Below are 24,004 nucleotides of genomic sequence, written 5' to 3'. Positions count from 1 at the left end.
GATCAAACATTGCCCGTGGAGAGCAGACTTGGACATGACCCTCGATTTCGCGCTTGGCGAGAATGCCGACATGATCCGCGACACGACCGAGCGCTTCTCGACCGACCGGATCAAGCCGCGTGCCGCCGCGATCGATGCCGACAACAAGTTCGATCGCAGCCTGTGGCCGGAAATGGGCGCGCTGGGACTGCATGGCATCACGGTAGAGGAGGAATTTGGCGGTCTCGGGCTTGGCTATCTCGAACATGTCGTGGCGATGGAGGAAGTCAGCCGCGCCTCCGCCTCGATCGGGCTCAGCTACGGCGCGCACAGCAATTTGTGCGTCAACCAGATCCGCCGCTGGGGCAATGCCGAGCAGAAGGCCAAGTATCTGCCCAAGCTGATCTCGGGCGAGCATGTCGGCAGCCTGGCCATGTCGGAGGCCGGCAGCGGTTCGGACGTCGTCTCGATGAAGCTGAAGGCGACCGCCAGCGGCAACGACCGTTATGTACTGAACGGCACCAAGTTCTGGATCACCAACGCGCCCGAAGCCGATACGCTGGTCGTCTATGCCAAGACCGATGCCGATGCCGGGGCACGAGGCATCACCGCCTTCCTGATCGAGCGCGGCATGGCCGGCTTCTCGGTATCCAACAAGCTCGACAAGATGGGCATGCGAGGGTCGGACACGGCGGAACTGGTGTTCGAGGATTGCGAGGTGCCGGCCGAAAACATCATGGGTCCGCTGAACGGCGGGGTCGGCGTGCTGATGTCGGGCCTCGACTATGAACGCGCGGTGCTCGCCGCCGGCCCGATCGGCATCATGCAGGCCTGCCTCGACGTCGTGCTGCCCTATGTCCGTGAGCGCAAGCAGTTCGGCAGCGCGATCGGCCAGTTCCAGCTGATGCAGGCGAAGATCGCCGACATGTACGTCGCGCTGAATTCGACCCGAGCCTATGTCTATGCCGTGGCGCGGGCTTGCGATGCCGGCAAGACGACGCGGTTCGATGCCGCTGGCGCGATCCTGCTGGCGTCGGAAAACGCCGTGAAGACCTCGCTGGAGGCTATCCAGGCGCTGGGCGGTGCCGGCTACACCCGCGAATGGCCGGTCGAGCGCTTCCTGCGCGACGCCAAGCTGTATGATATCGGTGCGGGCACCAACGAAATCCGCCGCTTCCTGATCGGGCGCGAGCTGATCGGCGGCTGATACCGCCGGCCATGTCGCGCCTCATCCTGTTCAACAAGCCGTATGGGGTACTCTGCCAGTTCACCGATCGCAGCACAGCGGGTTCGGTGCGGCCGACGCTGTCGCCGTATATCGACGTGCCCGGCGTCTATCCCGCCGGGCGGCTCGACCTCGATAGCGAAGGCCTGCTGCTGCTGACCGACGACGGGCGATTGCAGGCCCGGATCGCCGACCCGAAGTTCAAGCTGCCCAAGACCTACCTCGTGCAGGTCGAAGGCGACATCCAGGATGCAGCACTCGCCCAGCTACGCCAGGGCGTGCTGTTGAAGGACGGCATGACGCGGCCGGCAGAGGCAGCGCGGATCGTCCCGCCGGAGCTATGGCCGCGCGATCCGCCGGTACGCTTCCGCAAGAGCGTGGCCGACAGCTGGATCTCGCTATCAATCCGTGAAGGCCGCAACCGGCAGGTGCGCCGCATGACGGCCGCGATCGGCCACCCCACCTTGCGGCTGGTGCGGTGGCGGATCGGCGACTGGACGCTCGATGGCATTGCGCCTGGCGCGTGGCGCGAGGATCGTTGAGCGAAAATACTGGGAAGGTTCGCGAACGACGCGGAAATCTTCCATCCGGCACGGGAACGGTGATCGCCATTGAGCGGTTTGGGAAGGACCACAGGGCAATCTTGTCCAAGGTACGAAGAAGGATCGCTTCACCATGGCTGCCCCAGAAGATCTCAAGGAAATCTACACCGACGAGCTAAAGGATCTCTGGTCCGCTAACGACCAGATGAAGAAGGTGCTGAAGAAGATCACGTCGAAGGCGAGCGACACGGCGCTGAAGGAGATGCTGACCAACTCCCAGGCCGGGATCGAGAAGCACACCGACGTGCTGAAGGAGCTGATCGCGGCCAATGACGAGAAGGTCTCTAAGGAGCATTGCAAGGGCATGGAAGGTCTGGTGGCCGAGGCGACCAAGCACGTTCTGGAGGAAGGCCCCGACAGGGGTCCGCTGCTCGATGTCATGATCATCGCCCAGTATCAGCGCATGACGCATTACGGCATCGCCGGCTTCGGCACCGCTGCCGCCTATGCCGATGCGCTCGGCCTGAAGGACGATACCAAGAAGCTGAAGGAAGCCACCAAGGAGATCTATGGTGGCGACGAATACATGACCAAGCTCGCGGAGACGAGCGTCAACCTTTAGGCTGAAGACGCCTGAATTCGAGAGCCCGCCGGCCTTGCGGTTAGTGGGCTCTCGACGAGATCAGGGCACGCTGGCGCGTGCCCTGATAGCTTGGACAAGGACTTGACGAGCGATGACGACATACCCGTTGAGTGAGCCGGCCACCCTTAGCCGGACCGCCAAGGGCGGAAGCGAGACCGAGATCGTTGCGCGCGGATCGCTCTCCGATTGCGCCGACATCGTCGCGGACTGGTCGACCGAAGAGCGCGCTCTGGTCCGGATCGATGTCGACGATATGGCCTTGCGATACGGGCCCGAAGAGGTCGAGGAACTGCTGGCGTTTCTGCGCGAGGAAAGCGCCGGTCTATCGAACCAGGAAATATCCGAGATCGCAGATCCCGATCGCTGAAGTCTCAGCTGCGATCGGGTCCAGGTTAGCGCCGGCCGGCCGTTCAGCCTGAAGGCAGCGCGCCAGGGGGCGACCGGAAGTACTTCCAGAGTGCCTCCCGTTGCGCTGCTAACCCACGCGCTCAGGCGGCCTTGGCTGCCATGCGCGCGGCAAGCTTCTCTTCCTCAGTCCAGACCTTGCGCTCGCGCGGCTCCTTCGCCGGCTTGACCTGCTTCACTGGCCCGCCGCCCAGCACCGGAGCGCGCTTGGTCGAGTGCCGCGCGACTTCGCAATGCCATGGATGATCGTCCTGCACGGTGAGCGCCTGGCCGATCTCGCGCTCGACATCGTGCAGCCAGGCACGCTGATCGGCATCGCACAAGGTGATGGCGAAGCCACTGCGCCCGGCACGTCCGGTACGACCGATGCGGTGAACATAGCTTTCCGGCAGGCTCGGCAGATCGTGGTTGAACACATGAGTTACCGTGTCGACATCGATGCCACGTGCGGCGATATCCGTCGCCACGAGCACCTGCACGGTTCCGGCGCGGAACGCGTCGAGCGCGCGCTCGCGCTGTCCCTGCGACCTGTTGCCGTGCAGCGCCTCTGCCGTGATGCCGCCCTCGCTGATGAACGCGCAGACATCGTTGGCGATGTTCTTCTGCAGCGTGAAGACCACCGCCTGGCCCATGTCCGGCGTCCGCAACAGCGCCAGCAGCGCATCCTTCTTATGTGCCGCATCAAGGAACATCACCGACTGCTCGATCCGCTCGACCGTGGTCGATGGCGGCGCGATCTCGACCTTTGCCGGATCGCGCAGCAGGCTCTCGGCCAACGCGGCGATCGATTTCGGCATCGTGGCCGAAAACAGCAATGTGTGGCGATCCTTGGGCAGCGTCGCGACGATACGCTCGATCGGCTTGGCAAAGCCCATGTCGAGCATCTGGTCGGCCTCGTCGAGCACCAGCGCCTCGAGCGCGGACAGGTCGCACAGGCGCTGCTCGATCAGATCCAGCAAGCGCCCCGGCGTCGCGACGATGATGTCGACGCCGTCCTCGAGCGCATTGACCTGGTGGAACTGGCTGACGCCACCGAAGATCGTCGTCACGCGCAGTGCCTGGTGACGCCCGAAGCTCTCGAAGCCGGCGGCGATCTGCGACACGAGTTCGCGCGTCGGCGCGAGCACCAGCACGCGTGCACCGCTCTTGGGCGCCGGGCGGGGATCCGCCGCCAGACGATGCAGCAGCGGCAGCGCGAAGGCGGCGGTCTTGCCGGTGCCGGTTTGCGCCATGCCGAGCATGTCGCGCCCCTGCAGCAGCAACGGGATCGATTGCGCCTGGATCGGCGTGGGGTGGGCATAACCTTCCTCGCCCAGCGCGCGCAGCAGGGAGGGAGCCAAGGCGAAATCGGCGAAAGTCATGGTCATCGTGCAGGGCGCCTCCAGCGCTGAGCAAGGCTGCGCCGGGTCGGGCTTAGCGCTCTTGAGAGCGCGCGCCTCTAGGTTCTATGCTGCACTGCGTCAACGCTTACGCGAGGAAGTGTTCTTAGGTGGCCTTCCCCAGAGACGCTGGCTTCTGTGTCAATCGTCTCTATGGCCCGGACGGGCTAATTTGGAGTGGGCGATGAGCAATGCGACATGGGATGGCGCGCTGGTTCGGACATGGATCGAACGTCGCTTGCGTGCAGCAAGGCTGGATCAAGCGGCAGCGGACAAGCGCGGCTATGAGGCGCAGGACGACTATGACAAGGCCGCTGCCGAGGAATGGGTCTGCCGTACCCTCCAATCGGCGGATTGTGCGGACGATCAGGCGGCATTCGCCAAGCGGCTCAAGGAACTGATCGCCCAGGAAGACTATGCGGCGACGAGCATCTATGACGATCCCCGGTTCCAGCGGCACGTTCGCGGGCAACTGCGGCAGCTGGCGAAGATGACCAAGGCGAACGAGGGCTTCGACAAGACGCTTCGGTATCAATGAGTCTGTCGGGCCGGGCTGGCGCTGACCGCTCCACGTGCACCATCGACGATGGATTTGGCTGGGGCGGCAGGGTTCGAACCTGCGAATGGCGGCATCAAAAGCCGCTGCCTTACCACTTGGCGACGCCCCAACAGCGAGGCGTGCTTATAGCGGCGCCTTGCCGTTAGAAAAGCCCTGAACGTGATCTTAGTCGAGGAAGCGCAGCCAGCCGTTGGCATCGGGCGCGGTACCACGCTGAATGCCCACCAGCGCCTCGCGCAAGCGCATCGTCAATTGCCCGGGCGTGCCGTCCCCGATCGCGAACCTGCCCTCGGGCGAGGCGACGCTGCCGATCGGCGTGACCACCGCCGCCGTGCCACAGGCGAACGCCTCGGCCAGGCGCCCGCTTGCCGCATCCGTCCGCCACTGATCGATCGTATAAGGCTCCTCGCGCACCTCGATGCCCTGTGCACGCGCCAGGGTCAGGATCGAATCCCGCGTGATGCCGGGCAGGATCGTGCCGGTCAGCGCGGGCGTCGCCATGCTGCCGTCGTCGAACACGAAGAACACATTCATGCCGCCCAGTTCCTCGACATAGCGGCGCTCAACCGCATCGAGGAAGACGACCTGATCGCAGCCGTTGCGGATCGCCTCGGCCTGCGCGACCAGGCTGGTCGCGTAATTGCCGCCGCACTTGGCAGCACCAGTGCCGCCGGGCGCCGCGCGGGTATAATCCTGGCTCACCCAGATCGACACAGTCGGCGCACCGCCCTTGAAATAGGCGCCGACCGATGAGGCGAGCACCATGTAGAGATATTCGGCGCTCGGCTTGACGCCGAGGAACACCTCGCTCGCGATCATGAACGGGCGCAGATACAAAGCGCCGCCATCGCTCGTCGGGATCCAGTCGCTATCGACCTTCACCAGGCGCTCGATCGATTCCAGGAACACCGCTTCCGGCAGTTCCGGCATGGCGAGGCGACGTGCCGAATCCTGGAAGCGCCGTGCGTTCGCCTCGGGCCGGAACAAGGCGGTACGGCCGTCTTCCTGGCGATACGCCTTCATGCCTTCGAAGATTTCCTGCGCGTAATGCAGCACGGAAGACGCTGGATCCATCGTGAGCGGTGCGCGCGCGGTGATTGTCGCATCGTGCCAGCCCTTGTCGTCGCTGTACCGCACCACCGCCATGTGATCGGTGAACACGCGGCCAAACACCGGATCGACCAGCCGTGCCGCGCGCTCGCTGGCGGCCACGGGTGCGGCGTTTGGCTGGTAGGCGAAGGTCAGGCTGGCGTCGGCGGTCATCGCGTCCTCATCTGCATCCCGCCTTCATCTGTGTGCCGGCGTGTTATCTCAGCCGCAAAGGCGGTTGCGGACGACTAGGGCCGATGGCAAACCGGGTCAACATGGCCTCCCCCACCCCCTCCGCCTCGCCGCTGTTCCTGCGCGAGACCGAAATCCGCCGCGGTGTCGAACTGCTCTATTTCGGCAACAGTCATCTCACCCGCACTATCGACCGCGGATTGGCGGCCAAAGGATTGGGTCGCGCGCATCACCGCGCACTGTATTTCGTCGCGCGGCAACCGGATCTGACGGTCAGCCAGTTGCTCGGCCTGCTCGCGATCACCAAGCAATCGCTTGGCCGCGTGTTGAGCGAACTGACCGAGCGCGGCCTGATCGACATGCGCGCCGGCGACAAGGACCGTCGCCAGCGGTTGCTGCGCCTCACGGCCGAAGGCAGCGCATTCGAGAACGAATTGTTCGAGGCGCTGCGCGAACGCCTGTCGGGCGCTTACGCCAGTGCGGGTCAAAGCGCGGTGGGCGGTTTCTGGGCGGTGCTGGAGGGGCTGATCCCCGCTGAGGAACGTGCGCGGGTCGAGCGTCTGCGCGAGTGATGCGCCGGGCTGCTGGGTAGTGGCTGGAGATCGACCTGCCCCTCACCGTCGCCCCGACTTGTTAGACGGCTATCCCATTCGAGCATGAATCGTCATCCCCGCGCAGGCGGGGATCCATAAACTCGCTCGTCAAGACTTCAGCCGCGAAGTGAGCCGGTACGGATCCCCGCCCGCGCGGGGATGACGAGTGGTAAATGTCCGAGCGGTACAATCACCGACTTAGTGTAGCGGTCGGCGCCGCGCCAAAAACAAACGATCGCTACCGCGCCGCCGCGGCCATCTCGCGATTGCGACGCGCAGATGCCGCCAACGTCTCCCGCAGCAGAGTCTTCAGCGTATCGTCGCGATCGAGCACGTTGAGCCCCTCGCGGGTCGAGCCGCCTGGACTCGCCACCCGGTCCGCCAAGGTAGCGGCGCTCTCCGCCGCGGCGGCAGCCATCAGCCCCGTCCCCTCCACGGTCGCCACCGCCAAGCGTTGCGCCTGATCCGCGGGCAAGCCCAGCGAAACGCCGGCGGCCGCCAGCGCATCGATGAACCGGAACACGAAGCCCGGCCCACACCCCGACAGCGCCGTTACCGCATCGAACAGTTCCTCGTTGCCGATCCACTCCACCAGCCCCAACGGCGCCATCAGCGCCACCGCGTCGTCGCGCACGTCCGCTGCGACGCTGGTGGTATGAAGCGCGGTCACGCCCTTGCCGATCGCCACCGGCAAATTGGGCATCGCCCGGACGATAGCCTTGGCGGGCCACAAAGCGCCCAACGTGGCCTCTTCGACCCCTGCCAGGACGGACACGAGTAAGGCGGGCGCGAGGTCCGGTGCCTGTGCGTGGAAATCACGCAATTGCTGCGGCTTGATCGCCAGGATCAGCGTGTCCGGGTGATCGGCCGCGGGCAGATCGGACACCTGCCGGACCAGCCGGACGCCGGCCGCGATCTCCGTCGCCCCGCGATCGACCACGGTGATCGCCGTCGCGTCGATACCCGAGTGCAGCCAGCCGCGCAGCATGGCGCCGCCCATGTTGCCGCACCCGATCAGCCAGATCTTGCCGAGACTCACGCCTCGCCCTGGGTCTCGGTCATCGCTGCGGCGAGCGCTTCCTTCGGGCTCTTGCCGCCCCACATCACGAACTGGAACACGGGATAGAAGCGTTCGCATTCGTCGATCGCGGATTCGACCAGCAGCTCGGCGGCGCCGAGCGACAGCGTGCCGCCCTCGCCTTCGATCATCGCGGCGTGCCGGTACAGCAGGATGCCGCTGGACGACCACAATTCGAAATGGCCGACCCACAATTGCTCGTTGATCAAGCCGATCGCTTCATAGACCGCCGCGCGTCGTTCGTCCGTCACGCGGATGTCCGGGAAGGCGAGGAACTGCAAAACGCTGTCTTCGTCACGCCACAACGCGCGGAGTTCGTACGTCGTCCAGCTGCCCTTGACCTTGGCGATCACCTCGTCGTCGAGGCGCTCATGCTCCCAGCCATGCGCATCGAAATAGCTTTCGAGCATGTCGATCGGCGCAGCGTCGTCGCGGTCGTCATCCACTTCGTTCAGCGTCATGCGGCCTCCTTGCGGCGGGGGTGCCGCGTGTCACCACGCAGCGCAACCCGAGTCACCGCCGATGCCGGCCAAAAAGCTGTGGAAAAGATCGTCAGCCCTCCACGCCTGTTGGCTTCGGTGCAGCCGACGCTGCTTCCAGCGCTTCCACCCGCAGGCGCAACGCATCGGCATCGTCCCGGGCTGCGGCGGCCATCGCCTTCACCGCGTCGAATTCTTCACGCGAGACGAAATCCAGCCCGCCGATCCATTCCTTGGCCTTGCTGCGTGCGCCGGCTTCCGCCTCACGGCCGACACCGGCCAGCGTTCCGGCAGCGCCGTTGACGATCTTCACGAAGTCGTCGAATAACTTGTTGTCGGCTTGCATGGTATTTCCTTGGGTCTTGGATCAGAGATCAATTTGGGTGGTCGATGCTGGCGGCACAAGTGTATCGGCGGTCGGGTTCAACCGATGGATCTGGAAGGTCAGCGTGCCGGCGACCACTAGCCAGGCGAGATAGGGCACCATCAGCCACGCTGCCCCCGTCCTGATCCGGCCGAACAGGAACGTCGTTGCGAGCGCGAGCAAGAACATCACCACGACCGCAACCAACGCCCAGAATATTTGGTGCGCGCCGAAGAATAATGGAGTCCATGCCAGGTTGACGATCATCTGCACGGCGAACAGCAAGATCGCCCGGCCACGCAATCTCGACCCGCGCGCGTTGATGATCATTGCGAGGGCCAGGCCGAGCAGGACGTAGATGATGCTCCACGCTACGGGAAAGGCCCAGTCGGGCGGCGTGTGCGCCGGCTTGGCGAGCGCCGCGTACCAGCTATTCGCCGATCCAACAGGCACCAGCCGTGCAGACAGGAAGCCGAGCAACAAGAGCAACGGCACCGTCACGATGGCCCAGCGCAGAAACGCCAGCCGCAATTGCTGCTTGGAAGCGATTTCCATCAAACCATGTCGCCTTTCGATCCATGCGCTCCAGTCGATCGGCGGCGCCAGCGCAGGTATAGAAGAAACGCGGCGGAAAACGGCAAGTAAATTCTGCGCTGAGGCTCGGTTCAGTTACCGGCTGTTTTGGTGGCTGCGATCAGAAACTCGACATTACCCTCAGGCCCGGTGATCGGGCTCTCGACGATACCCGCAACCTGCCATCCGGCGTCCGTCAGCCAGTCACTGACCTCGCGGCAGACCCGGTCATGGACGACCGCATCGCGCACAACGCCGCCCTTCCCCACTTCCTCACGCCCCGCCTCGAACTGCGGCTTGATCAGGGCCATGAGCCGGGCATCGGGACCGGCAAAGCGCAGCGGCACGTCCAACACCTTGGCCAAACCGATAAAGCTCGCATCGCACACCACCAGGTCGATCGGCTCCGGAATGTGCGCCGCCGTCAGCACCCGTGCGCTGGTCTGCTCATGCACCACCACGCGGTCATCCTGGCGCAGCTTCCATGCCAGCTGGTTGGTTCCGCTATCCACGGCATAGACCCGCACCGCTCCCCGCGTGATCAACACGTCGGTAAAGCCTCCCGTGGACGAGCCCACGTCGATGGCGACCGCCCCGCTCACGTCCCAGCCGAAATGATCGAGGCCATGCGCGAGCTTGATGCCGCCGCGAGAAACCCAGGGATGATCGCGCCCGCGCACGTCGAGCAGCACGTCGTCGGCCAGCGTCTGGCCCGGCTTGTCGACCTTGCGGGTGCCGGCAAAGACGAGGCCAGCCATGATCAGCGCCTGCGCGCGTGTCCGGCTCTCGGCCAGCCCGCGTTCCACCAGCAGCTGATCGACGCGCATTTTCGCCATGTGTTCCCTCGCTTCGACGGCGGCTGTAGCAGCGCTGCGCCGACAACGCACCCGTGCCTTGGATGGGAGAGTCGCGCGGTGGAGCGGACGCCGCTCACCATTTATCGGACTGGCGCGGCGCATCTTCATCTCGGCGCAAGCCTATTGCCTACTAGCGCAGTAGGAATAGCTTCATGGGTGGAAGGCGTGGCCGTGCGGCGTCCCCTAGAGCACGCATGACCACGTCTTCTGCCAGCATCTGGAGACACGAACATGGGAAGCTTTTCGCCGTTCGATCCGGTTCAGCCGACGATCCTGACCGTGCCCGGCCTGGGCGGTTCCGGCCCTTCGCACTGGCAGACCTTATGGGAAAGTGCGCGGCCGGACACGGTGCGCGTCGAACTCGGCATGTGGAACACACCGCACCGCAATGCCTGGGTGACCAAGCTCGACCAGGCGATCCGCCAGGCGCAGGCGCCCGTCATCCTCGCCGCACACAGCCTGGGCTGCCTTGCCGTCGCCTGGTGGGCGGAGCTGACGCGCCAACCTTATGGCTGGCCGGTCGCCGGCGCCTTGCTCGTCGCACCCGCGGATGCCGATCGGCCATCGGCCCAGGACGAACTCAAGGCGTTCGGGCCGACACCGACCACGCCGCTGCCTTTCCCCTCGATCGTCGTCGCCAGTCAGGACGATCCGTGGATCGACATCGATCGCGCGCACAGCCTGGCGGTTGGCTGGGGCAGCCATTTCATCGATGCCGGCGCGCAGGGGCATCTCAACGCCGCCAGCGGGATCGGCTGGTGGAGCGAAGGACAGGAACTGCTCGACCGCGTCATCGCAGCCGCCAGCGACGGCAAGGGCCGCGTCCGCCAGCCCAGCGATGCGCGATCGATCCTGGCGATCAACGGCACCGACGCGGCACAGGAACATTATCTGAGGCGGTGACCTGCAAGGGTCTATCCCATCATCGTACAGCGAAGCGTAGTATCGTTGCCTCTGCCGGGCTACCGGTTTGGGCGTCGGTGAAGTTCCAGAAGCGTCCGCCATTTATCCCCACCGCGTAAACGCGCCCCGGCGCGGCAGTGCAATCCAGCGTGAACGTCTTGCGGTCGGCCGATTGCCGTGGCGTCTTGGCACAGTCCGGATAGCTGCCGTCATCGATCGTCACGAACGAATAGCTGCCGGTGCGCATCGGGCGATCAAAGGTGACACGGAGCACGAACGGCCCCGGTGCAATGTGCGCGCTCTCGCCAGGTTGCGCTGCAATGACCTTCGGCCGAGCAGATGCAGTAGGGGAGATCATACCAAGCAACGCGGCGGCGAGTGCGGCGCTGATCAGGGTGAACGAAGCCATGATGATCATTCCTTTCGCAGAGACCCCGCCGGCGGGTCGCTGGATCGGGAGATCTGCCCGTGCCTCTGCCGTCACATCGGGCGCCACCCCGATTTTTTCGTCACGATTTTCTTGGGGTATCTGGTCGCGTAGCAGCCTGGCCAGTTCCCGGCTGCTCCCCACGCCCGTCTTGCGTCGTGCTTCGCGCAGCCGCTCGTTCACGGCATGCACCGACACGTTCGCTTCCGCCGCAATGCTCTTCGCGGTGTGCCCCTCGGCCAATAGCAGCAACGTCGATCGCTCCGCATCCGACAGACACGCTGCATCGACCTGCATGTCAGGCCCGCGCGCCCTCGATCACACCCGCATCGTTGTGCCGCAATGCCTTCAGCACCGTCTCGACGATGCCATCCGCATCCAGCCCCGCGGCGGCATATTGTAGGTCGGGCTTGTCCTGGTCCTGGAATGTGTCCGGCAGCCGCATCGTGCGGATCTTGAGTCCGCCATCGGTCAGGCCCTCATCGGACGCCAGGGTCAGCACATGCGCACCCAGCCCGCCGATCGCGCCTTCCTCGATCGTCACCGCAACCTCATGCGTGGTCAGCAGCCGGCGGATCATCGCCTCATCCAGCGGCTTGACGAAGCGCAGGTCGGCCACGGTCGTGCTCAGCCCCTTGGCATCGAGCGCATCCGCCGCCTTCAACGCCTCTGCCAATCGGGTGCCGAGCGACAGGATCGCCACCTTCTTGCCGTCGCGCACGATACGGCCCTTGCCGATCTCGAGCCGTTCGGGAACTTCGGGCAAGGCGATGCCGATACCGCCGCCGCGCGGGTAGCGCACGGCGATCGGGCCGCTGTCATGCAGCACGCAGGTGTGCGTCATATGGACCAGTTCCGCTTCGTCCGCCGCCGCCATGACGACGAAGTTCGGCAGCGTGGCAAGGTAGGTCACGTCGAACGATCCGGCATGCGTCGCGCCGTCGGCGCCGACCAGCCCCGCACGGTCGATCGCGAAGCGCACCGGCAGGTTCTGGATCGCGACATCGTGCACGACCTGGTCGTAGGCACGCTGCAGGAACGTCGAATAGATCGCGCAGAATGGTCGCATGCCCTGCGCCGCCAGACCCGCAGCGAAGGTCACCGCATGCTGCTCGGCAATGCCCACGTCGAAGAAACGATCGGGATAGGTCTTGGCAAAGGCATCGAGCCCGGTGCCCGAAGGCATTGCCGCGGTGATGGCAACGATCCGGTCGTCGGTCGCCGCTTCCTTCAGCAGCTGCGCGCCGAACACATTCTGATATTGCGGCGGGCCCGGCGGTGCCTTGGCCTGCGTACCGGTGATCACGTCGAACGTCTGCACACCGTGATATTTATCTGCCGCCGCCTCGGCAGGGGCATATCCCTTGCCCTTCTTGGTCACGACATGGATCAGCACCGGGCCTTCCTTGGCGTCGCGCACATTCTCCAGCACCGGGATCAGGTGATCGAGATTGTGGCCGTCGATCGGCCCGACATAATAAAAGCCCAGTTCCTCGAACAAGGTACCGCCCGTAGCGAGGCCGCGGGCAAACTCCTCGGCCTTTTCAGCGGCGCTGTGGACGCGCTTGGAAAGCTTGCGCACGACCTTCTTGGCCAGGCTGCGGAAGGTCATATACTCGCTCGACGACACCATGCGCGCGAGATAGGCCGATAGGCCGCCGACGGGCGGTGCGATCGACATGTCATTGTCGTTGAGGATCACGATCAGCCGGTTGCCGGCGCGTTCGGCATTGTTCATCGCCTCGTACGCCATGCCGGCCGACATCGCCCCGTCGCCGATCACGGCAATGCCCTTGCCCGGCATGTCGGCCAGTTTGTTGGCGATCGCAAAGCCGAGCGAGGCGGAAATCGAGGTCGACGAATGCGCCGCGCCGAACGGATCATACTCGCTTTCGCTGCGCTTGGTGAAGCCGCTCAGCCCCCCGCCCATGCGCAACGTGCGGATCCGATCGCGCCGGCCGGTCAGGATCTTGTGCGGATAGCATTGGTGCCCGACGTCCCACACCAGCTTGTCGCGCGGCGTATCGAAGACGTAATGGATCGCCACCGTCAGTTCGACCACGCCAAGGCCCGAGCCGAGATGGCCACCGGTCACCCCGACCGCGGCGATCGTTTCGGCGCGCAGCTCGTCGGCAAGCTGGCGAAGCTCGGTGGGGGCAAGCTTGCGCAGGTCATCGGGAGTGTGGACCGTATCGAGCAGCGGTGTTTGGGTAACGTCTGACATTCGGGGGGTTTAGCCGAGCGCGAAACACCTGTCGATTGGCTGGTTCACCCCCCGCCACTTCTTGACGCTACCTGCACGCTAAGTGCAATTTGGCGAGATGGCCGCCTTTACCCATCGTCTCGCGATACGCGATGATGTTCCCGCCATCGCTACGCTGATGGAGCGCGCGATCGCATCGTTGCAACGCGCGTTCCTCTCGCCCGAGGAGATAGCGGCAAGCCGCCAGAGCATGGGGCTGGACACGCAGTTGATCGACGACGGAACATATTTCGTGGTCGAGGCCGAGGGGTATATAGCCGGCTGCGGCGGACGGAGCCGGCGCGCGACCCTGTATGGGGGCAGTCACAGCGTGGCGCTCCGCGACGATCGGCTCCTCAATCCAACGCATGAGCCGGCACGGATCCGCGTCATGTACACCGATCCGGCGTTCGTGCGACTCGGGGTCGGCCGGCTAATCCTGTCGCAGGCCGAAATGGCCGCGCGCGCCGCCGGCTTCGGGGCGGGCGGAAATGATGGCGACGCTTGCCGGCGAACCGCTCTATCTGGCGTGCGGTTATACGACGATCGAGCGCGTCGCCAGAATGTCAGCGCAGGGCGCGCCAGTACCGGGCGTGCGGATGGGGAAGAGGCTTTAGGATACGATATCGCACGCCGCGCAGGTGCCGCGTACCTCGATCACCGGGCGCACCGGCGAGAAGCCGGTTGCTTCGGCCGCCGATCGGACGCCGTTGGTGATCACGTCATTGTCGATATGCACGGTGTTGCCGCAGGAATCGCACACCAGGAAGATGCAGTCGTGCAGGCAATCGGGATGCGCATTGGCGACATAGGCGTTGGCACTCTCCACCTTGCGCGCAAGGTTCGACGCCACGAACAGATCCAAGATGCGATAGACGCTGTTGGCCGCGACCCGGCGGCCCTCGGCCTTGGAGACCGCTTCGGCAATGTCATAAGCAGAGGCAGGCTTGTCGAAGCTCGACAATGCCTTGAAGATCTGCGCGCGCATCGTCGTCCATTGTTCGCCGGATTTCTCCAGCGTCGCCTGTGCAGCGGTGGTCAGATCGGCGCCTTGCGGCTCGTGATGATGATGCGAGGCCATGATCCTAAGGTAAGCTCTGCCAGGGTCCGGGGCAAGCGCCGCCGGCGGATCCCGCTCCTCAGTTGACCGCGCGCCGATTGAGATCATGGCCGAGCGCGAGCAGGCCGACGCCAACCAACGTCCACAGCGTCTCACCGCCACTGCCATCATGCGGCAGCGACATCGCCCCCGCCATGATGCCCAGCCCCAATGCACCGACCGAGGCCGGCATCATATAGCCGTGCGCCGCGATGCCGCGACCAAGTGCCAGAATGCCGAAGCCGATCGCGATCGTCAGCCCGACCTCATGAAACAGGGGATTGAGCAGCCCGCCCGCCGTGGAAAGCAAGGCGAGCAACACCGCGCTGCTCAGGCAATGTACCATGCACAGGCCGGAAATGCCGATTGCCAGGCGATCGGCATGCGATTCGATCCAGCCGAGTGAGCGGGTGTGGAAATGCGACGTCATCGTGCAGCCCATATGCCATCGAGGCTGCTGGGTTACAATATATCATGAGCTTATTTTTTGCGTGATCTGTCGGAACGGGCCATCATGGACTGCCTGCCGCGGCTCCCGTAAGATGCGCCATGCTTCAAGCCACCACCTCCTCCACCACGCGTCCGCGCGCGATCTCGATCTGGCTGCTGATCGTCGCGGGCATGATCCTGGCGATCGTCGCAGTCGGCGGCATCACGCGACTGACCGAATCCGGCCTGTCGATCACGCAGTGGAAACCGCTGACCGGCATCGTTCCACCACTCACCGATGCACAGTGGCAGGCGGAATTCGCCAATTACCGCAAGATCCCCGAATTCACGCAGGTCAACAGCGGCATGACGCTGGCCGGCTTCAAGGGGATTTTCTTCTGGGAGTATCTGCACCGGCTGCTCGCGCGGGTGATCGGCATGGTGTTCGCCTTGCCACTGATCTGGTTCGCCGTACGGCGCCAGATTCCGCGCGGCTATGGCTGGCGGCTGACCGCGATACTGGCGCTGGGGGCGCTACAAGGCGCGATCGGCTGGTGGATGGTGAAATCGGGGCTGAGCGTTCGTACCGACGTCAGCCATTTGCGGCTGGCGACGCATTTGAGCACCGCGCTGGTGACGCTTGCAGGCACGGTATGGACCGCGCTCGACCTGCGCCAGCTTGCCGCCAATCCCCTCGCCCGCCCGGCGCGATTGCGACCCGTAGCGATCGTCGCCCTGCTGGTGCTATTCGTGCAGATCCTGCTCGGCGCGTTCACGGCCGGGCTCGATGCGGGTTATGCTTTCTCCAGCTGGCCGTTGATGGGCGATGCCTGGTTCCCGGCGGGCGGCTGGCATGAGGGATGGTCGGCCACGCGCAATGCGATCGACAATCCGATCGTCGTGCAATTCATTCATCGCTGGACTGCCTTCATCGCCGCGGCCGCGGTGATCTGGTTGGCGGTGCGTTCCTGGCGCGCCGGCAGCATGGGACCGGGCCACGCGATCATCACGCTGGTCGTGCTGCAGATCCTGCTCGGCATCGCGACGCTGATGAGTGGCGTCGAGATCGTCATCGCCGTGGCGCATCAGGTGAATGCGGCGTTGTTGCTGGTCGCGGTGGTGATGGCGGCACATCAGCTGGGGCGCCGGGCGGGCTGAACAGTAGGGTTCAAGCCCTGGCAACATCTCTCAGCAGTGCGTCATTCCCGCGGAGGCGGGAATCCATACGGGGCAGCGTCTCACTTCTGCAGCCGCCGTCAGAGACTATGGATCCCCGCCTGCGCGGGGATGACAAGCGCAGAAAGACGGCGGTACCCCAATACCCGTCAGCAAACCCGCCAAAAGCTTGACTTCGTGGCCCCTTACGATCATTAGCACCGTCATTCGCGCTGCCCGAAATGGCGGCGCGTTCTGTTTTAACACTGGAAGGTCTGCCATGAAGGCGCTGATGAAGACCACCAAGTCGGCCAAGCCGTACGAGGTGGAGAAGAAATGGCATATTATCGATGCCGATGGGCTGGTCGTCGGCCGCATGGCCTCGATCGTCGCGAACATCCTGCGCGGCAAGCATAAGCCGAGCTTCACCCCGCACGTCGATTGCGGTGACAATGTCATCATCATCAACGCGGACAAGGTCCGGTTCACGGGCAACAAGCTCAAGGACAAGATCTATTATCGCCACACCGGTTATGCCGGCGGCATCAAGGGCGTGGCCGCAGGCAAGATCCTGGAAGGTCGCTTCCCGGAGCGGATCATCGAAAAGGCGATCGAGCGCATGATTCCGCGCGGGCCGCTCGGCCGTGAGCAGATGCGCAACCTGCGCGTCTTCGCCGGCACCGAGCATCCGCACGCCGCACAGGACCCGCAGGTCCTCGACATCGGCAGCATGAACCGCAAGAACAAGGTGGGCGCATAATGTCCGACAACCGCCAGTCGCTTTCCGATCTCGCCGGCCTGACCAACCAGGAGCCGGCTACCCAGAATAACGGCGTGAGCACGCCGGTCCTCGCTGGTGACGAATATGCGCCGTCGGCGCCGGTCATCGAGCGTGAGCCGATGCCGCTGCGCGAGCAGATCATCGACAAGCAGGGCCGCGCTTATGCCACCGGTCGTCGTAAGGACGCCGTCGCTCGCGTGTGGATCAAGCCGGGTTCGGGCAAGATCACGATCAACGGTCGCGACCAGGAAACCTATTTCGCCCGTCCGACGCTGCGTCTCGTGATCAACCAGCCGTTCGGCATCGCCGAGCGTGATGGCGCGTACGACGTGATCTGCACGGTCAAGGGTGGTGGTCTTTCGGGCCAGGCCGGCGCGGTCAAGCATGGCATCAGCCAGGCGCTGACCAAGTACGAGCCGGTGCTGCGTGCCGCCGTGAAGGCAGCAGGCTTCCTGACCCGCGACAGCCGTACGGTCGAGCGCAAAAAGTACGGCAAGGCGAAGGCCCGTCGTAGCTTCCAGTTCTCGAAGCGCTAAGCTTTCAGCTCCTCGAACAACGCAAAAGGGCGGTCCGGCAACGGGCCGCCCTTTTCGTTGTCACCGCCCGCCACCGTCGGCGGCCTCTTGCCCAACACTTTATGTGCTATCAGGGGAAAATGCTCGGGCCTACGTCTAGGTAGTGTTCGTTGTAGCGTTAGCGTAAAGGCCTTGGATCCTCATGCCGCAGGTTTCCGTCATCATCCCGGTCTACAACCGGGCAGGCACGATCGGTGCCGCGGTGCGCAGCGTGCTGTCGCAGACCCATCGCGACCTGGAGCTCCTCGTCGTCGATGACGGATCAACCGACGACAGCGCCGCAATTGCCGAACGGTTCGGCGATGCGCGGGTGCGGATTATCCGGCTGGAGCGAAATTGCGGCATTCCGCAGGCGAGGAATGCGGGACTTGCAGCGGCGCGCGCGGAATATGTGGCGTGGCTGGACAGCGACGATGTGGCGAGACCGACGCGTATCGAGGAACAACTCGCCTATCTGATGGCGCACCCCGATGTCGCCTTCGTTGGCGCCTGCGCGGGCAAGATGGGGATCGAAGGCCGCGGCCGTCTGGGGGTGCGCGTGCCGCCGCTGGAGCATGAGGACATCGTCGCCTGGCTGCTGTTCCGATCGGCCTTCCAGAATTCGGCGATCACCGGCCGCACGGCGATCCTGCGGCGCTACCCGTACGGGTCGGACTTTCCGGTATGCGAGGATGTCGATCAGTTCCAGCGCATCACAGCCGACCATCGCACCGCCAACTTGCCCTCGGTGTTGATCGACCGGCGGTTGCACAAAGGCCAGACGATCCACGAACGCGTCGGCGACATGCACGCGCTGAAGCTGGTGCTATTCGCCAAGCAATTGTCTCGCCTGGGGTTGCAGGCAAGCCCCGACGAGGTGGCGAGACACGTCCAGCTCGGCTATCCGAAGATGTCGGTCGTCGCCGCCGATGCCGGCTATCTGCGTTGGGCCGAGGAATGGTTCGGGCGGCTGCGGTGCGCCAACCAGCGGAGCGGCATGGTGGACGAACAGGCGCTGCGGCTGGCGAGCGCGGTGTTCTGGGCACGCGCCTGCAAGGAAGCGGGGCATGTCATCGGCTGGTCGCGCGCGGGACAGATGTTCCTGGCCGGCGAGCCTGCGCGCGCCCTGGGTGCCGCGCGGGGGCAGCGCTGGTTGCGTAGCAGTTCGTGGGTTCGGGCGCGGTCTGCGTTGGCGGGCTGAGGGACCATCCCTTAGTTCGTGCCGCCCGCCGTCACCCCGGACTTGTTCCGGGGTCCACTTATCAGCCTACGCAGGCGATGGAGCCGTGAACGCAGAGCGTGCGGCACGGTGGCCTCCGGAACAAGTCCGGGGTGACGGCGTGGGGATTGAACATTTGCGTGTCCTAATCTCCGTTCGCCCTGAGCCTGTCGAAGGGCGAGCCACGGGCGTTCCGCATCGGCTCACGTGCTTCGACAAGCCCACGAACGGCTTCCACTAGAAGCGCCACTCAGGCCCCCGCATCCTCCACCGCATGTTCGCGCGGCAGCACGCGCGCCGGTTCCGGGCTCAGCGTGCGCACCACGACGTCGAACTTGCCGCCGTCGATGCGCACTTCGTTGAACGAGGGCGGTGTGTCGCGGGTGCGGCGGGATAGGGTGCCGGCGCCGATCATGCGGATGCGATGGCCATCCAGATCGTGCGTGATGTCGAACGGATCATGGACATGCCCGGTGAGCACCCCGGCCACCCCGGCCTCGGCGAGCGCCGCCAGCGCCTCGGCACCGTGCCGGGTGTCCGAGGTAGCGCGCGTATGGCCTTCGATCAGGGGGTGGTGGCAGGCGACGAGTACCAAAGCGTCCTGCGGTGCCTCGGCAACCAAAGCGAGCGCCTTGTTCAGCTCGCGCCGCGTCACATTGCCCTTCGACCAATCGAGCCGGAACTGGAAGCGTGCGGTGGTGACCAAGGGCACGATCGCGACGCCTGGCAGGTCGAGCGGCTTTTCGATCAACCGCTCGACCTTGTGGTAGCGGTGATACGGCCGCACGAACCGCGTGAACAGATTGTAGGCAGGCAGATCGTGATTGCCGACCTCGACTGTGGTCGGCACGGCGAGCCGCTGCAGCCAGGCGAGCCCGGCGTCGAATTCCGTGCGACGGGCGCGCATCGTCAGGTCGCCGGACATGATGACCGCGTCCGGGCGCTCGTCCTTGACCAGCCGTTCGAACCACGCGACCGCGGCTTCGTCCTCGCATCCGAAATGCACGTCGCTGACATGGAACAGGCGCATCAATCCCCCTTGGTGCTGTTGAACATGCGGCGGGTCATGCCGCCGCGAAACGTCGTGTGCGGCTCGAGCATCACCGGCTCGCCATCGAACAAGGCAAGCGTCGGCTTGTGCCCGGCGATGCGGAAGTGCTGCGTCGATACCGCGGTCACGGCCTCGGCGGCAACCCAGTCGCCGGTCAGCCACTCCCAGCCGAGCCGGGTGATCGCGCCCCATTCGCGCGCATCGATCGCCTTCAGGTCCAGCCGATCACCGAGCGAGCGCACGAAGATCGCCTGCGCACGATGCCGCAGCGCGGCCACACCCTCGATGCGGATGCCGCGTGTGAAAGTGCGCCGCCAGGCGAGCCGTACCGCACGCGCCAGCCCCCGCACCCGTCCGGCGCGCACCAGCTCGCGCGCCCGCACCCAGCTGGCGACGGGCCCGAGGATCAGGCCGACCAGCGCGCGGTGCGGCCCTGCCTCCACAAACGGCAGCGCGACCAGCGTGCCGCCCTGGTGCGCGGCGTGGATGATCGCCGCGGGATCGGCATCGCCGTGCAGCGTCTTGGCGAGCAGGTTCATCGTGCCGCCGGGCAGGATCAGGATCGAACCCTGCCACTCGGCCAGCGCAGAGATCGCCGCGTTGATCGTGCCGTCACCGGCGAACAGCACCGCGGTATCGACATTAGCCGTGTCGAGCGATGCCGGAGTCGGCAGATCGTCCTGCGGGAAGTGCGAGCGGCCGACGAGCGTCAGCCCGCGTTCGACGAACACGGCCTCGATCGCCTCGCATTTGGCTTCGCTGGTGGATCCCGACGACGGGTTGGTGACGAACCATAATCTGTTCATCGCCCCCGAACGCACGACCTGCGCTAAAGTCGCGCGACTTCAGGCTTCGGCCCAGCGCCGCAGCAGATTATGATACACGCCGGTCAGCTGCACGACGGCGGCATCCCCCTGCCCTTGCGCCATGGCTACCGATTGCACCGCCTGGTCGAGATCGAACAGGATCCGCCGCGCACCATCGTCGCGGATCATCGACTGGATCCAGAAGAAGGAGGCAGTGCGCGTGCCGCGCGTCACCGGCTCGACGCGGTGCAGGCTGGAGGCGGGATACAGCAGCAGGTGGCCGGCCGGCAGCTTGACCGACTGGATGCCGAAATTATCCTCGATCACCAGCTCGCCGCCATCGTAATCCTCGGGCGGCTCGAGGAACAGCGTGGCAGAGAGATCGCTTCGTATGCGGAAATCGGTGCCGCGCTGCATGCGGATCGCATTGTCGATATGCGTGCCGAACGCCTGGCCACCGGCATAGCGGTTGAACAAGGGCGGGAAGACCTTGGCCGGCAGGGCCGCGGCAACGAACAACGGCGTGTGGCCGAGCGCGTCGAGCACGATGCCGCCCGCCTCGCGCGCTTGCGGGCTGTCTTCGGGCAATTGTTCGTTGCGTTTGGCCAGCGCACTCTGCGCGCCCGAGGTGACGTTGCCGTCGACCCACTCGGCGCCATCGATGATCGCGCGCAGCCGCGCGACGCCGGCCGCATCCAGGACATCGGGGATCGCGGTCAGCATCGGTTGAGGTTCCGGGTCATTGCCATGGTGTGGCGCGATCGGGGGGCAAGCGCCACCCCGATCGCAGGCGGCATCAGAAGCTGTAGTACAGGCTGAACACCGCCGAGCGGTCTTCCCCCGGCACCGCCCAGCCATTGTTGCGGATGCTGGTGAAATAGCGCGTGTTGGTGAAGTTCTGCACGTTGACCTGCGCGGTCAGGCCGGGCGTGACGGGATAGGACAGGAAGGCGCGGTGCGTGAGATAGTCCTTGCTGTGGAACACCGGGGTCAACGCGGTGCCGTTGGCTAGGCCACTGGCGCCGGCGGCGATCGGCGTCACCAATGCGCTGTTGTTGAGCGCGAAGCTGCCCTGATAGGTCAGGCCGTAGCCGAGCTGGAGGCCGAATGGCAGCGTATAGGTGGTAAACAGGCTGCCCGAATGCTTGGGCGTGTTGTTCAGATGCTGCCCGGCCTGCGGATCGAGCACGGCGGTCGAGTTGCCGCACACATTGGTCGTCACCGGCGGCGTCGCGGTGTTGGTGGTCAGGCGGCCAGGATTGGCGAGGCAATAGTTCGACACGCTCTGCTTCACCTCGCTGTCGAGATAGGTGTAGTTAGCAAAGATGCTCCACGCCGGCGTGATGTTGCCGCTGGCGCCGAGCGCGATGCCATCGACCCGCGAATGCCCGTCGGTCACCGGCAGCGACGGCACGATCGGATCGTTGGTCTGCACGCGGTAATTGGTGCGATCGTTGCGGAACAGTGCGGCGGTCAGCTGCAGCCGGCGGCCGAACAGGTCGGCCTTGGCACCAATCTCGTAATTGACCGCCTTTTCCGGCTGGACGTCGCATGGATCGACCGAGCCCGAGGGCGCGGTGATCAGCGTGCCGCAACCCAGCCGCGCCGTGGCGGAGGTCGGCGTCGTGGAATTGCCGTAGGACGCGTACAGGCTGACCGTCTCGATCGGCTTGAAGTTGAGGCCGAGCCGGTACGAGAACAGGTTCTCGTCGCTGAACTGGTTGAGGCCCCGGGTGTAGGTGCCGAGCGGCGGCGGGTTGGGCGCCGCCTGGGTCGGCGTCGCGGTCGAATAGGTGTCGTTGCGGAAGCGCGCCTTGGCATGTTCGTAGCGCAGGCCGAAGCTGGCCTCGAGCTGCGGCACGATCTTCACGGTGTCGAACAGATAGGCGGCGGCATTGGTGCTGTCGCCCTGCGCGCGGCTGGCGCCGATGAAGTTCACCGGGCCGGTATAGGTCGTGTTGGGGTTGAAGATGTCGATGTTGGGCTGGGCGACGGTCGTGCCATCGGGGTTGCGCAGCACATTGCCGCTGACGATCGAATAATCCTCCTGCGTAAACGATACGCCGAGCACCGCCGTATGTTCGAGGCCGAACGTGTCGAACACCGCTCGCAGATCGGTCTGGTTGTACAGCAGCTGGTTTTCCTGGTCGCGGATGTTCCCGCGTGGGCCGCTCGGCACGTAGAAACCCGGCGTCGTGCAAGAAGCGCCGGTACCGGCGATCCCGGTTCCGGCGGTCGCCCCGGGCAGGCAATAGGTGCCTTGCGGGGCGCTGGTGCTGGAATATTGGCCGACACGCTGCCAGCGGCTGAGATTGCGGATCGACACCTTGTCGCTGAACGCATGATTGAAGCGTACCGTCGCCTGGTCGACCAGGATGTCCTGCTTGTCGAGGTTCTGGATGCCGTAATAATCGCTGTCATCGACGCCGGGCAGCGGGCCGTCGAAAAAGGCGTTGCGATAATAAGGCACGCCGTAGACGGGGACGTTATTGTCCTTCTGATGCAGATATTGGATGATCAGGTTGGTCGGGCTGTCGACCCCGATCATCACCGATGGTGCCACGCCCCAGCGCTTGTTCTTCTCGACGTCACGGCCCGGCACGTCGTTATGATGGTACACGCCGTTCAGGCGTACCGCGACGAGATCGCTGACGCGGACGTTGCTGTCGACCGTGGCGCGGTAATAATCGTCGGTGCCGACGCCCCCCTGCACGATCGTCAAATTCTCGCGCTGCGGCACCTTGGTCGCAAGGTTGATCGTGCCGCCGACCGAGCCCGCGCCGCTGAACACGCTGTTCGCGCCGTTATAGACCTCGATCTGCTGCAGGTTGAACGTCTCGCTGCGGCTGTACTGCGCGCTGTCGCGTACGCCATCGATGGTGATGTCGTTATTGGCCGAATAGCCGCGCAGGTTGATGCTGTCGCCATAGCCGCCACCGCCCTCGCCCGCACCGAAGGTGATGCCCGGCACCGTCTGCAGCACATCGCGCAGGGTGAGCAGGTTCTGCTTGCGGATCGTCTGGTCGCCGATGACGGTAATCGTCTGCGGCGTATCGATCAGCGCGCGCGTCGCCTTGGGGCTCTCGACTTCCTTGGTACGGGCGCCGCGGACGACGACATCTTCCTTTCCGTCATCCGAGCTGCCGTCGTTGACGCCGTCGTCGGCTGCGGCGGGCGTCTCCACGCCTCTGGCGGCGGCCGGCGCAGTGGCAAAGGTGCCGACGCACGAGAGTGCCAGGAACGCCGGCATGGCGATGGAGCGGCAGGTAGTCGGATCGGTACGCATCAATTCCCCCTCAGGTAGCGGAAAACGCGCTATTGCGAGTCACTCGCACTGTCAACGCTATTGCGACTAATTCGCACAAATCGAGCTGAGTTTCC

Annotated in this window: 26 protein-coding genes and 1 tRNA gene; 11 read left to right on the top strand and 16 right to left on the bottom strand. The window is 64.9% G+C overall.

Annotated elements, in window-relative coordinates:
* Window positions 1-34: 34 nt before the first annotated feature.
* The 4 genes from NV382_RS00415 (at window position 35) to NV382_RS00400 (ending at window position 2,756) form a co-directional block, all read left to right on the top strand.
* Window positions 35-1,186, top strand: coding sequence for an isovaleryl-CoA dehydrogenase (locus NV382_RS00415; RefSeq protein WP_260600503.1), 1,152 nt, complete (start codon window positions 35-37; stop codon window positions 1,184-1,186).
* An 11-nt stretch (window positions 1,187-1,197) separates the two neighbouring features.
* On the top strand, window positions 1,198-1,746 hold the full coding sequence (locus NV382_RS00410) for a pseudouridine synthase (RefSeq protein WP_260598595.1): 549 nt from the start codon (window positions 1,198-1,200) through the stop codon (window positions 1,744-1,746).
* Window positions 1,747-1,879: 133 nt separating this feature from the next.
* Window positions 1,880-2,368, top strand: a complete 489-nt coding sequence (locus NV382_RS00405; RefSeq protein ID WP_260598594.1) for a ferritin-like domain-containing protein — start codon at window positions 1,880-1,882, stop codon at window positions 2,366-2,368.
* A 112-nt stretch (window positions 2,369-2,480) separates the two neighbouring features.
* Entirely contained in the window at window positions 2,481-2,756 is a 276-nt protein-coding gene (locus NV382_RS00400; protein ID WP_260598593.1) for a hypothetical protein, read from the top strand.
* Between the two features lie 121 nt (window positions 2,757-2,877).
* Here NV382_RS00400 and NV382_RS00395 read toward each other — a convergent pair whose 3' ends face one another.
* Complete coding sequence (locus tag NV382_RS00395) at window positions 2,878-4,161, bottom strand: DEAD/DEAH box helicase (RefSeq protein WP_260598592.1); 1,284 nt, start codon at window positions 4,159-4,161, stop codon at window positions 2,878-2,880.
* Between the two features lie 196 nt (window positions 4,162-4,357).
* On the opposite strand from NV382_RS00395, the gene NV382_RS00390 reads away from it, so the two are divergent.
* Window positions 4,358-4,711, top strand: a complete 354-nt coding sequence (locus tag NV382_RS00390) for a hypothetical protein (protein ID WP_260598591.1) — start codon at window positions 4,358-4,360, stop codon at window positions 4,709-4,711.
* 55 nt (window positions 4,712-4,766) lie between these two features.
* Here NV382_RS00390 and NV382_RS00385 read toward each other — a convergent pair.
* Both NV382_RS00385 and NV382_RS00380 read right to left on the bottom strand, forming a co-directional pair.
* Window positions 4,767-4,841, bottom strand: a tRNA-Gln gene (locus tag NV382_RS00385).
* Window positions 4,842-4,897: 56 nt separating this feature from the next.
* On the bottom strand, window positions 4,898-5,995 hold the full coding sequence (locus tag NV382_RS00380) for a branched-chain amino acid aminotransferase (RefSeq protein WP_260598590.1): 1,098 nt from the start codon (window positions 5,993-5,995) through the stop codon (window positions 4,898-4,900).
* Between the two features lie 101 nt (window positions 5,996-6,096).
* On the opposite strand from NV382_RS00380, the gene NV382_RS00375 reads away from it, so the two are divergent.
* Window positions 6,097-6,585: a MarR family winged helix-turn-helix transcriptional regulator gene (locus tag NV382_RS00375; RefSeq protein ID WP_260598589.1), complete on the top strand. Its 489-nt coding sequence runs from the start codon at window positions 6,097-6,099 to the stop codon at window positions 6,583-6,585.
* 259 nt (window positions 6,586-6,844) lie between these two features.
* Here NV382_RS00375 and NV382_RS00370 read toward each other — a convergent pair whose 3' ends face one another.
* The 5 genes from NV382_RS00370 to NV382_RS00350 form a co-directional block, all read right to left on the bottom strand.
* On the bottom strand, window positions 6,845-7,606 hold the full coding sequence (locus NV382_RS00370) for a pyrroline-5-carboxylate reductase family protein (RefSeq protein WP_260600502.1): 762 nt from the start codon (window positions 7,604-7,606) through the stop codon (window positions 6,845-6,847).
* A gap of 35 nt (window positions 7,607-7,641) precedes the next feature.
* Window positions 7,642-8,145: a type III secretion system chaperone family protein gene (locus tag NV382_RS00365; protein WP_260598588.1), complete on the bottom strand. Its 504-nt coding sequence runs from the start codon at window positions 8,143-8,145 to the stop codon at window positions 7,642-7,644.
* Between the two features lie 91 nt (window positions 8,146-8,236).
* The gene (locus tag NV382_RS00360; RefSeq protein WP_260598587.1) at window positions 8,237-8,509 is read right to left on the bottom strand and encodes an accessory factor UbiK family protein; all 273 of its coding nucleotides are present in this window, start codon (window positions 8,507-8,509) and stop codon (window positions 8,237-8,239) included.
* Between the two features lie 21 nt (window positions 8,510-8,530).
* A complete protein-coding gene (locus tag NV382_RS00355) occupies window positions 8,531-9,082 on the bottom strand; it encodes a TspO/MBR family protein (RefSeq protein WP_418066721.1) in 552 nt (183 codons plus the stop codon).
* A gap of 110 nt (window positions 9,083-9,192) precedes the next feature.
* A complete protein-coding gene (locus NV382_RS00350; protein ID WP_260600501.1) occupies window positions 9,193-9,936 on the bottom strand; it encodes a TlyA family RNA methyltransferase in 744 nt (247 codons plus the stop codon).
* A gap of 252 nt (window positions 9,937-10,188) precedes the next feature.
* On the opposite strand from NV382_RS00350, the gene NV382_RS00345 reads away from it, so the two are divergent.
* Window positions 10,189-10,860, top strand: coding sequence for an RBBP9/YdeN family alpha/beta hydrolase (locus NV382_RS00345; RefSeq protein ID WP_260598585.1), 672 nt, complete (start codon window positions 10,189-10,191; stop codon window positions 10,858-10,860).
* 19 nt (window positions 10,861-10,879) lie between these two features.
* Here NV382_RS00345 and NV382_RS00340 read toward each other — a convergent pair whose 3' ends face one another.
* The 4 genes from NV382_RS00340 to NV382_RS00320 all read right to left on the bottom strand — a co-directional run bounded on the left by NV382_RS00340 (window position 10,880) and on the right by NV382_RS00320 (window position 15,058).
* Window positions 10,880-11,584, bottom strand: a complete 705-nt coding sequence (locus NV382_RS00340; protein WP_260598584.1) for a helix-turn-helix transcriptional regulator — start codon at window positions 11,582-11,584, stop codon at window positions 10,880-10,882.
* Window position 11,585: 1 nt separating this feature from the next.
* Window positions 11,586-13,511: a 1-deoxy-D-xylulose-5-phosphate synthase gene (dxs, locus tag NV382_RS00335; RefSeq protein ID WP_260598583.1), complete on the bottom strand. Its 1,926-nt coding sequence runs from the start codon at window positions 13,509-13,511 to the stop codon at window positions 11,586-11,588.
* Window positions 13,512-14,142: 631 nt separating this feature from the next.
* On the bottom strand, window positions 14,143-14,610 hold the full coding sequence (locus tag NV382_RS00325) for a Fur family transcriptional regulator (RefSeq protein WP_260598582.1): 468 nt from the start codon (window positions 14,608-14,610) through the stop codon (window positions 14,143-14,145).
* 58 nt (window positions 14,611-14,668) lie between these two features.
* On the bottom strand, window positions 14,669-15,058 hold the full coding sequence (locus tag NV382_RS00320) for a MerC domain-containing protein (protein ID WP_260598581.1): 390 nt from the start codon (window positions 15,056-15,058) through the stop codon (window positions 14,669-14,671).
* Window positions 15,059-15,177: 119 nt separating this feature from the next.
* Between NV382_RS00320 and NV382_RS00315 the strand changes: the two genes are divergently transcribed.
* The 4 genes from NV382_RS00315 to NV382_RS00300 all read left to right on the top strand — a co-directional run bounded on the left by NV382_RS00315 (window position 15,178) and on the right by NV382_RS00300 (window position 18,748).
* Complete coding sequence (locus NV382_RS00315) at window positions 15,178-16,215, top strand: COX15/CtaA family protein (RefSeq protein WP_260598580.1); 1,038 nt, start codon at window positions 15,178-15,180, stop codon at window positions 16,213-16,215.
* 277 nt (window positions 16,216-16,492) lie between these two features.
* Window positions 16,493-16,972: a 50S ribosomal protein L13 gene (gene rplM / locus NV382_RS00310; RefSeq protein ID WP_260598579.1), complete on the top strand. Its 480-nt coding sequence runs from the start codon at window positions 16,493-16,495 to the stop codon at window positions 16,970-16,972.
* On the top strand, window positions 16,972-17,529 hold the full coding sequence (gene rpsI / locus NV382_RS00305; protein WP_260598578.1) for a 30S ribosomal protein S9: 558 nt from the start codon (window positions 16,972-16,974) through the stop codon (window positions 17,527-17,529). The genes rplM and rpsI overlap by 1 nt, the downstream gene beginning before the upstream one ends.
* 181 nt (window positions 17,530-17,710) lie before the next feature.
* Window positions 17,711-18,748: a glycosyltransferase family 2 protein gene (locus NV382_RS00300; RefSeq protein WP_260598577.1), complete on the top strand. Its 1,038-nt coding sequence runs from the start codon at window positions 17,711-17,713 to the stop codon at window positions 18,746-18,748.
* Between the two features lie 268 nt (window positions 18,749-19,016).
* Here the strand turns inward: NV382_RS00300 and NV382_RS00295 are convergent, their stop codons facing one another.
* The 4 genes from NV382_RS00295 to NV382_RS00280 all read right to left on the bottom strand — a co-directional run bounded on the left by NV382_RS00295 (window position 19,017) and on the right by NV382_RS00280 (window position 23,909).
* Window positions 19,017-19,799 (bottom strand): metallophosphoesterase family protein, encoded by a 783-nt coding sequence (locus NV382_RS00295; protein ID WP_260598576.1) that lies wholly within the window; start codon window positions 19,797-19,799, stop codon window positions 19,017-19,019.
* The gene (locus NV382_RS00290; RefSeq protein WP_260598575.1) at window positions 19,796-20,638 is read right to left on the bottom strand and encodes a diacylglycerol/lipid kinase family protein; all 843 of its coding nucleotides are present in this window, start codon (window positions 20,636-20,638) and stop codon (window positions 19,796-19,798) included. The genes NV382_RS00295 and NV382_RS00290 overlap by 4 nt, the downstream gene beginning before the upstream one ends.
* A 24-nt stretch (window positions 20,639-20,662) precedes the next feature.
* Window positions 20,663-21,346, bottom strand: a complete 684-nt coding sequence (locus tag NV382_RS00285; RefSeq protein WP_260598574.1) for a Fe2+-dependent dioxygenase — start codon at window positions 21,344-21,346, stop codon at window positions 20,663-20,665.
* 73 nt (window positions 21,347-21,419) lie between these two features.
* Window positions 21,420-23,909: a TonB-dependent receptor gene (locus NV382_RS00280; protein WP_260598573.1), complete on the bottom strand. Its 2,490-nt coding sequence runs from the start codon at window positions 23,907-23,909 to the stop codon at window positions 21,420-21,422.
* Window positions 23,910-24,004: the final 95 nt, after the last annotated feature.

The sequence above is a fragment of the Sphingomonas endolithica genome, from assembly GCF_025231525.1.
GTDB classification, from domain to species: Bacteria; Pseudomonadota; Alphaproteobacteria; order Sphingomonadales; family Sphingomonadaceae; genus Sphingomonas; species Sphingomonas endolithica.
The sequence above is the reverse complement of the archived record's forward strand: the minus strand, read 5'-3'. Positions and strand labels throughout refer to the sequence as shown.

Bases quoted from the DNA above. Each gene is read 5' to 3' on its own strand.
- NV382_RS00415 (WP_260600503.1), top strand. From the start codon at position 35: ATGACCCTCGATTTCGCGCTTGGCGAGAATGCCGACATGATCCGCGAC.
- NV382_RS00410 (WP_260598595.1), top strand. From the start codon at position 1,198: ATGTCGCGCCTCATCCTGTTCAACAAGCCGTATGGGGTACTCTGCCAG.
- NV382_RS00405 (WP_260598594.1), top strand. From the start codon at position 1,880: ATGGCTGCCCCAGAAGATCTCAAGGAAATCTACACCGACGAGCTAAAG.
- NV382_RS00400 (WP_260598593.1), top strand. From the start codon at position 2,481: ATGACGACATACCCGTTGAGTGAGCCGGCCACCCTTAGCCGGACCGCC.
- NV382_RS00395 (WP_260598592.1), bottom strand. From the start codon at position 4,161: ATGACCATGACTTTCGCCGATTTCGCCTTGGCTCCCTCCCTGCTGCGC.
- NV382_RS00390 (WP_260598591.1), top strand. From the start codon at position 4,358: ATGAGCAATGCGACATGGGATGGCGCGCTGGTTCGGACATGGATCGAA.
- NV382_RS00380 (WP_260598590.1), bottom strand. From the start codon at position 5,995: ATGACCGCCGACGCCAGCCTGACCTTCGCCTACCAGCCAAACGCCGCA.
- NV382_RS00375 (WP_260598589.1), top strand. From the start codon at position 6,097: ATGGCCTCCCCCACCCCCTCCGCCTCGCCGCTGTTCCTGCGCGAGACC.
- NV382_RS00370 (WP_260600502.1), bottom strand. From the start codon at position 7,606: ATGGGCGGCGCCATGCTGCGCGGCTGGCTGCACTCGGGTATCGACGCG.
- NV382_RS00365 (WP_260598588.1), bottom strand. From the start codon at position 8,145: ATGACGCTGAACGAAGTGGATGACGACCGCGACGACGCTGCGCCGATC.
- NV382_RS00360 (WP_260598587.1), bottom strand. From the start codon at position 8,509: ATGCAAGCCGACAACAAGTTATTCGACGACTTCGTGAAGATCGTCAAC.
- NV382_RS00355 (WP_418066721.1), bottom strand. From the start codon at position 9,082: ATGGAAATCGCTTCCAAGCAGCAATTGCGGCTGGCGTTTCTGCGCTGG.
- NV382_RS00350 (WP_260600501.1), bottom strand. From the start codon at position 9,936: ATGGCGAAAATGCGCGTCGATCAGCTGCTGGTGGAACGCGGGCTGGCC.
- NV382_RS00345 (WP_260598585.1), top strand. From the start codon at position 10,189: ATGGGAAGCTTTTCGCCGTTCGATCCGGTTCAGCCGACGATCCTGACC.
- NV382_RS00340 (WP_260598584.1), bottom strand. From the start codon at position 11,584: ATGCAGGTCGATGCAGCGTGTCTGTCGGATGCGGAGCGATCGACGTTG.
- dxs (WP_260598583.1), bottom strand. From the start codon at position 13,511: ATGTCAGACGTTACCCAAACACCGCTGCTCGATACGGTCCACACTCCC.
- NV382_RS00325 (WP_260598582.1), bottom strand. From the start codon at position 14,610: ATGGCCTCGCATCATCATCACGAGCCGCAAGGCGCCGATCTGACCACC.
- NV382_RS00320 (WP_260598581.1), bottom strand. From the start codon at position 15,058: ATGACGTCGCATTTCCACACCCGCTCACTCGGCTGGATCGAATCGCAT.
- NV382_RS00315 (WP_260598580.1), top strand. From the start codon at position 15,178: ATGCTTCAAGCCACCACCTCCTCCACCACGCGTCCGCGCGCGATCTCG.
- rplM (WP_260598579.1), top strand. From the start codon at position 16,493: ATGAAGGCGCTGATGAAGACCACCAAGTCGGCCAAGCCGTACGAGGTG.
- rpsI (WP_260598578.1), top strand. From the start codon at position 16,972: ATGTCCGACAACCGCCAGTCGCTTTCCGATCTCGCCGGCCTGACCAAC.
- NV382_RS00300 (WP_260598577.1), top strand. From the start codon at position 17,711: ATGCCGCAGGTTTCCGTCATCATCCCGGTCTACAACCGGGCAGGCACG.
- NV382_RS00285 (WP_260598574.1), bottom strand. From the start codon at position 21,346: ATGCTGACCGCGATCCCCGATGTCCTGGATGCGGCCGGCGTCGCGCGG.
- NV382_RS00280 (WP_260598573.1), bottom strand. From the start codon at position 23,909: ATGCGTACCGATCCGACTACCTGCCGCTCCATCGCCATGCCGGCGTTC.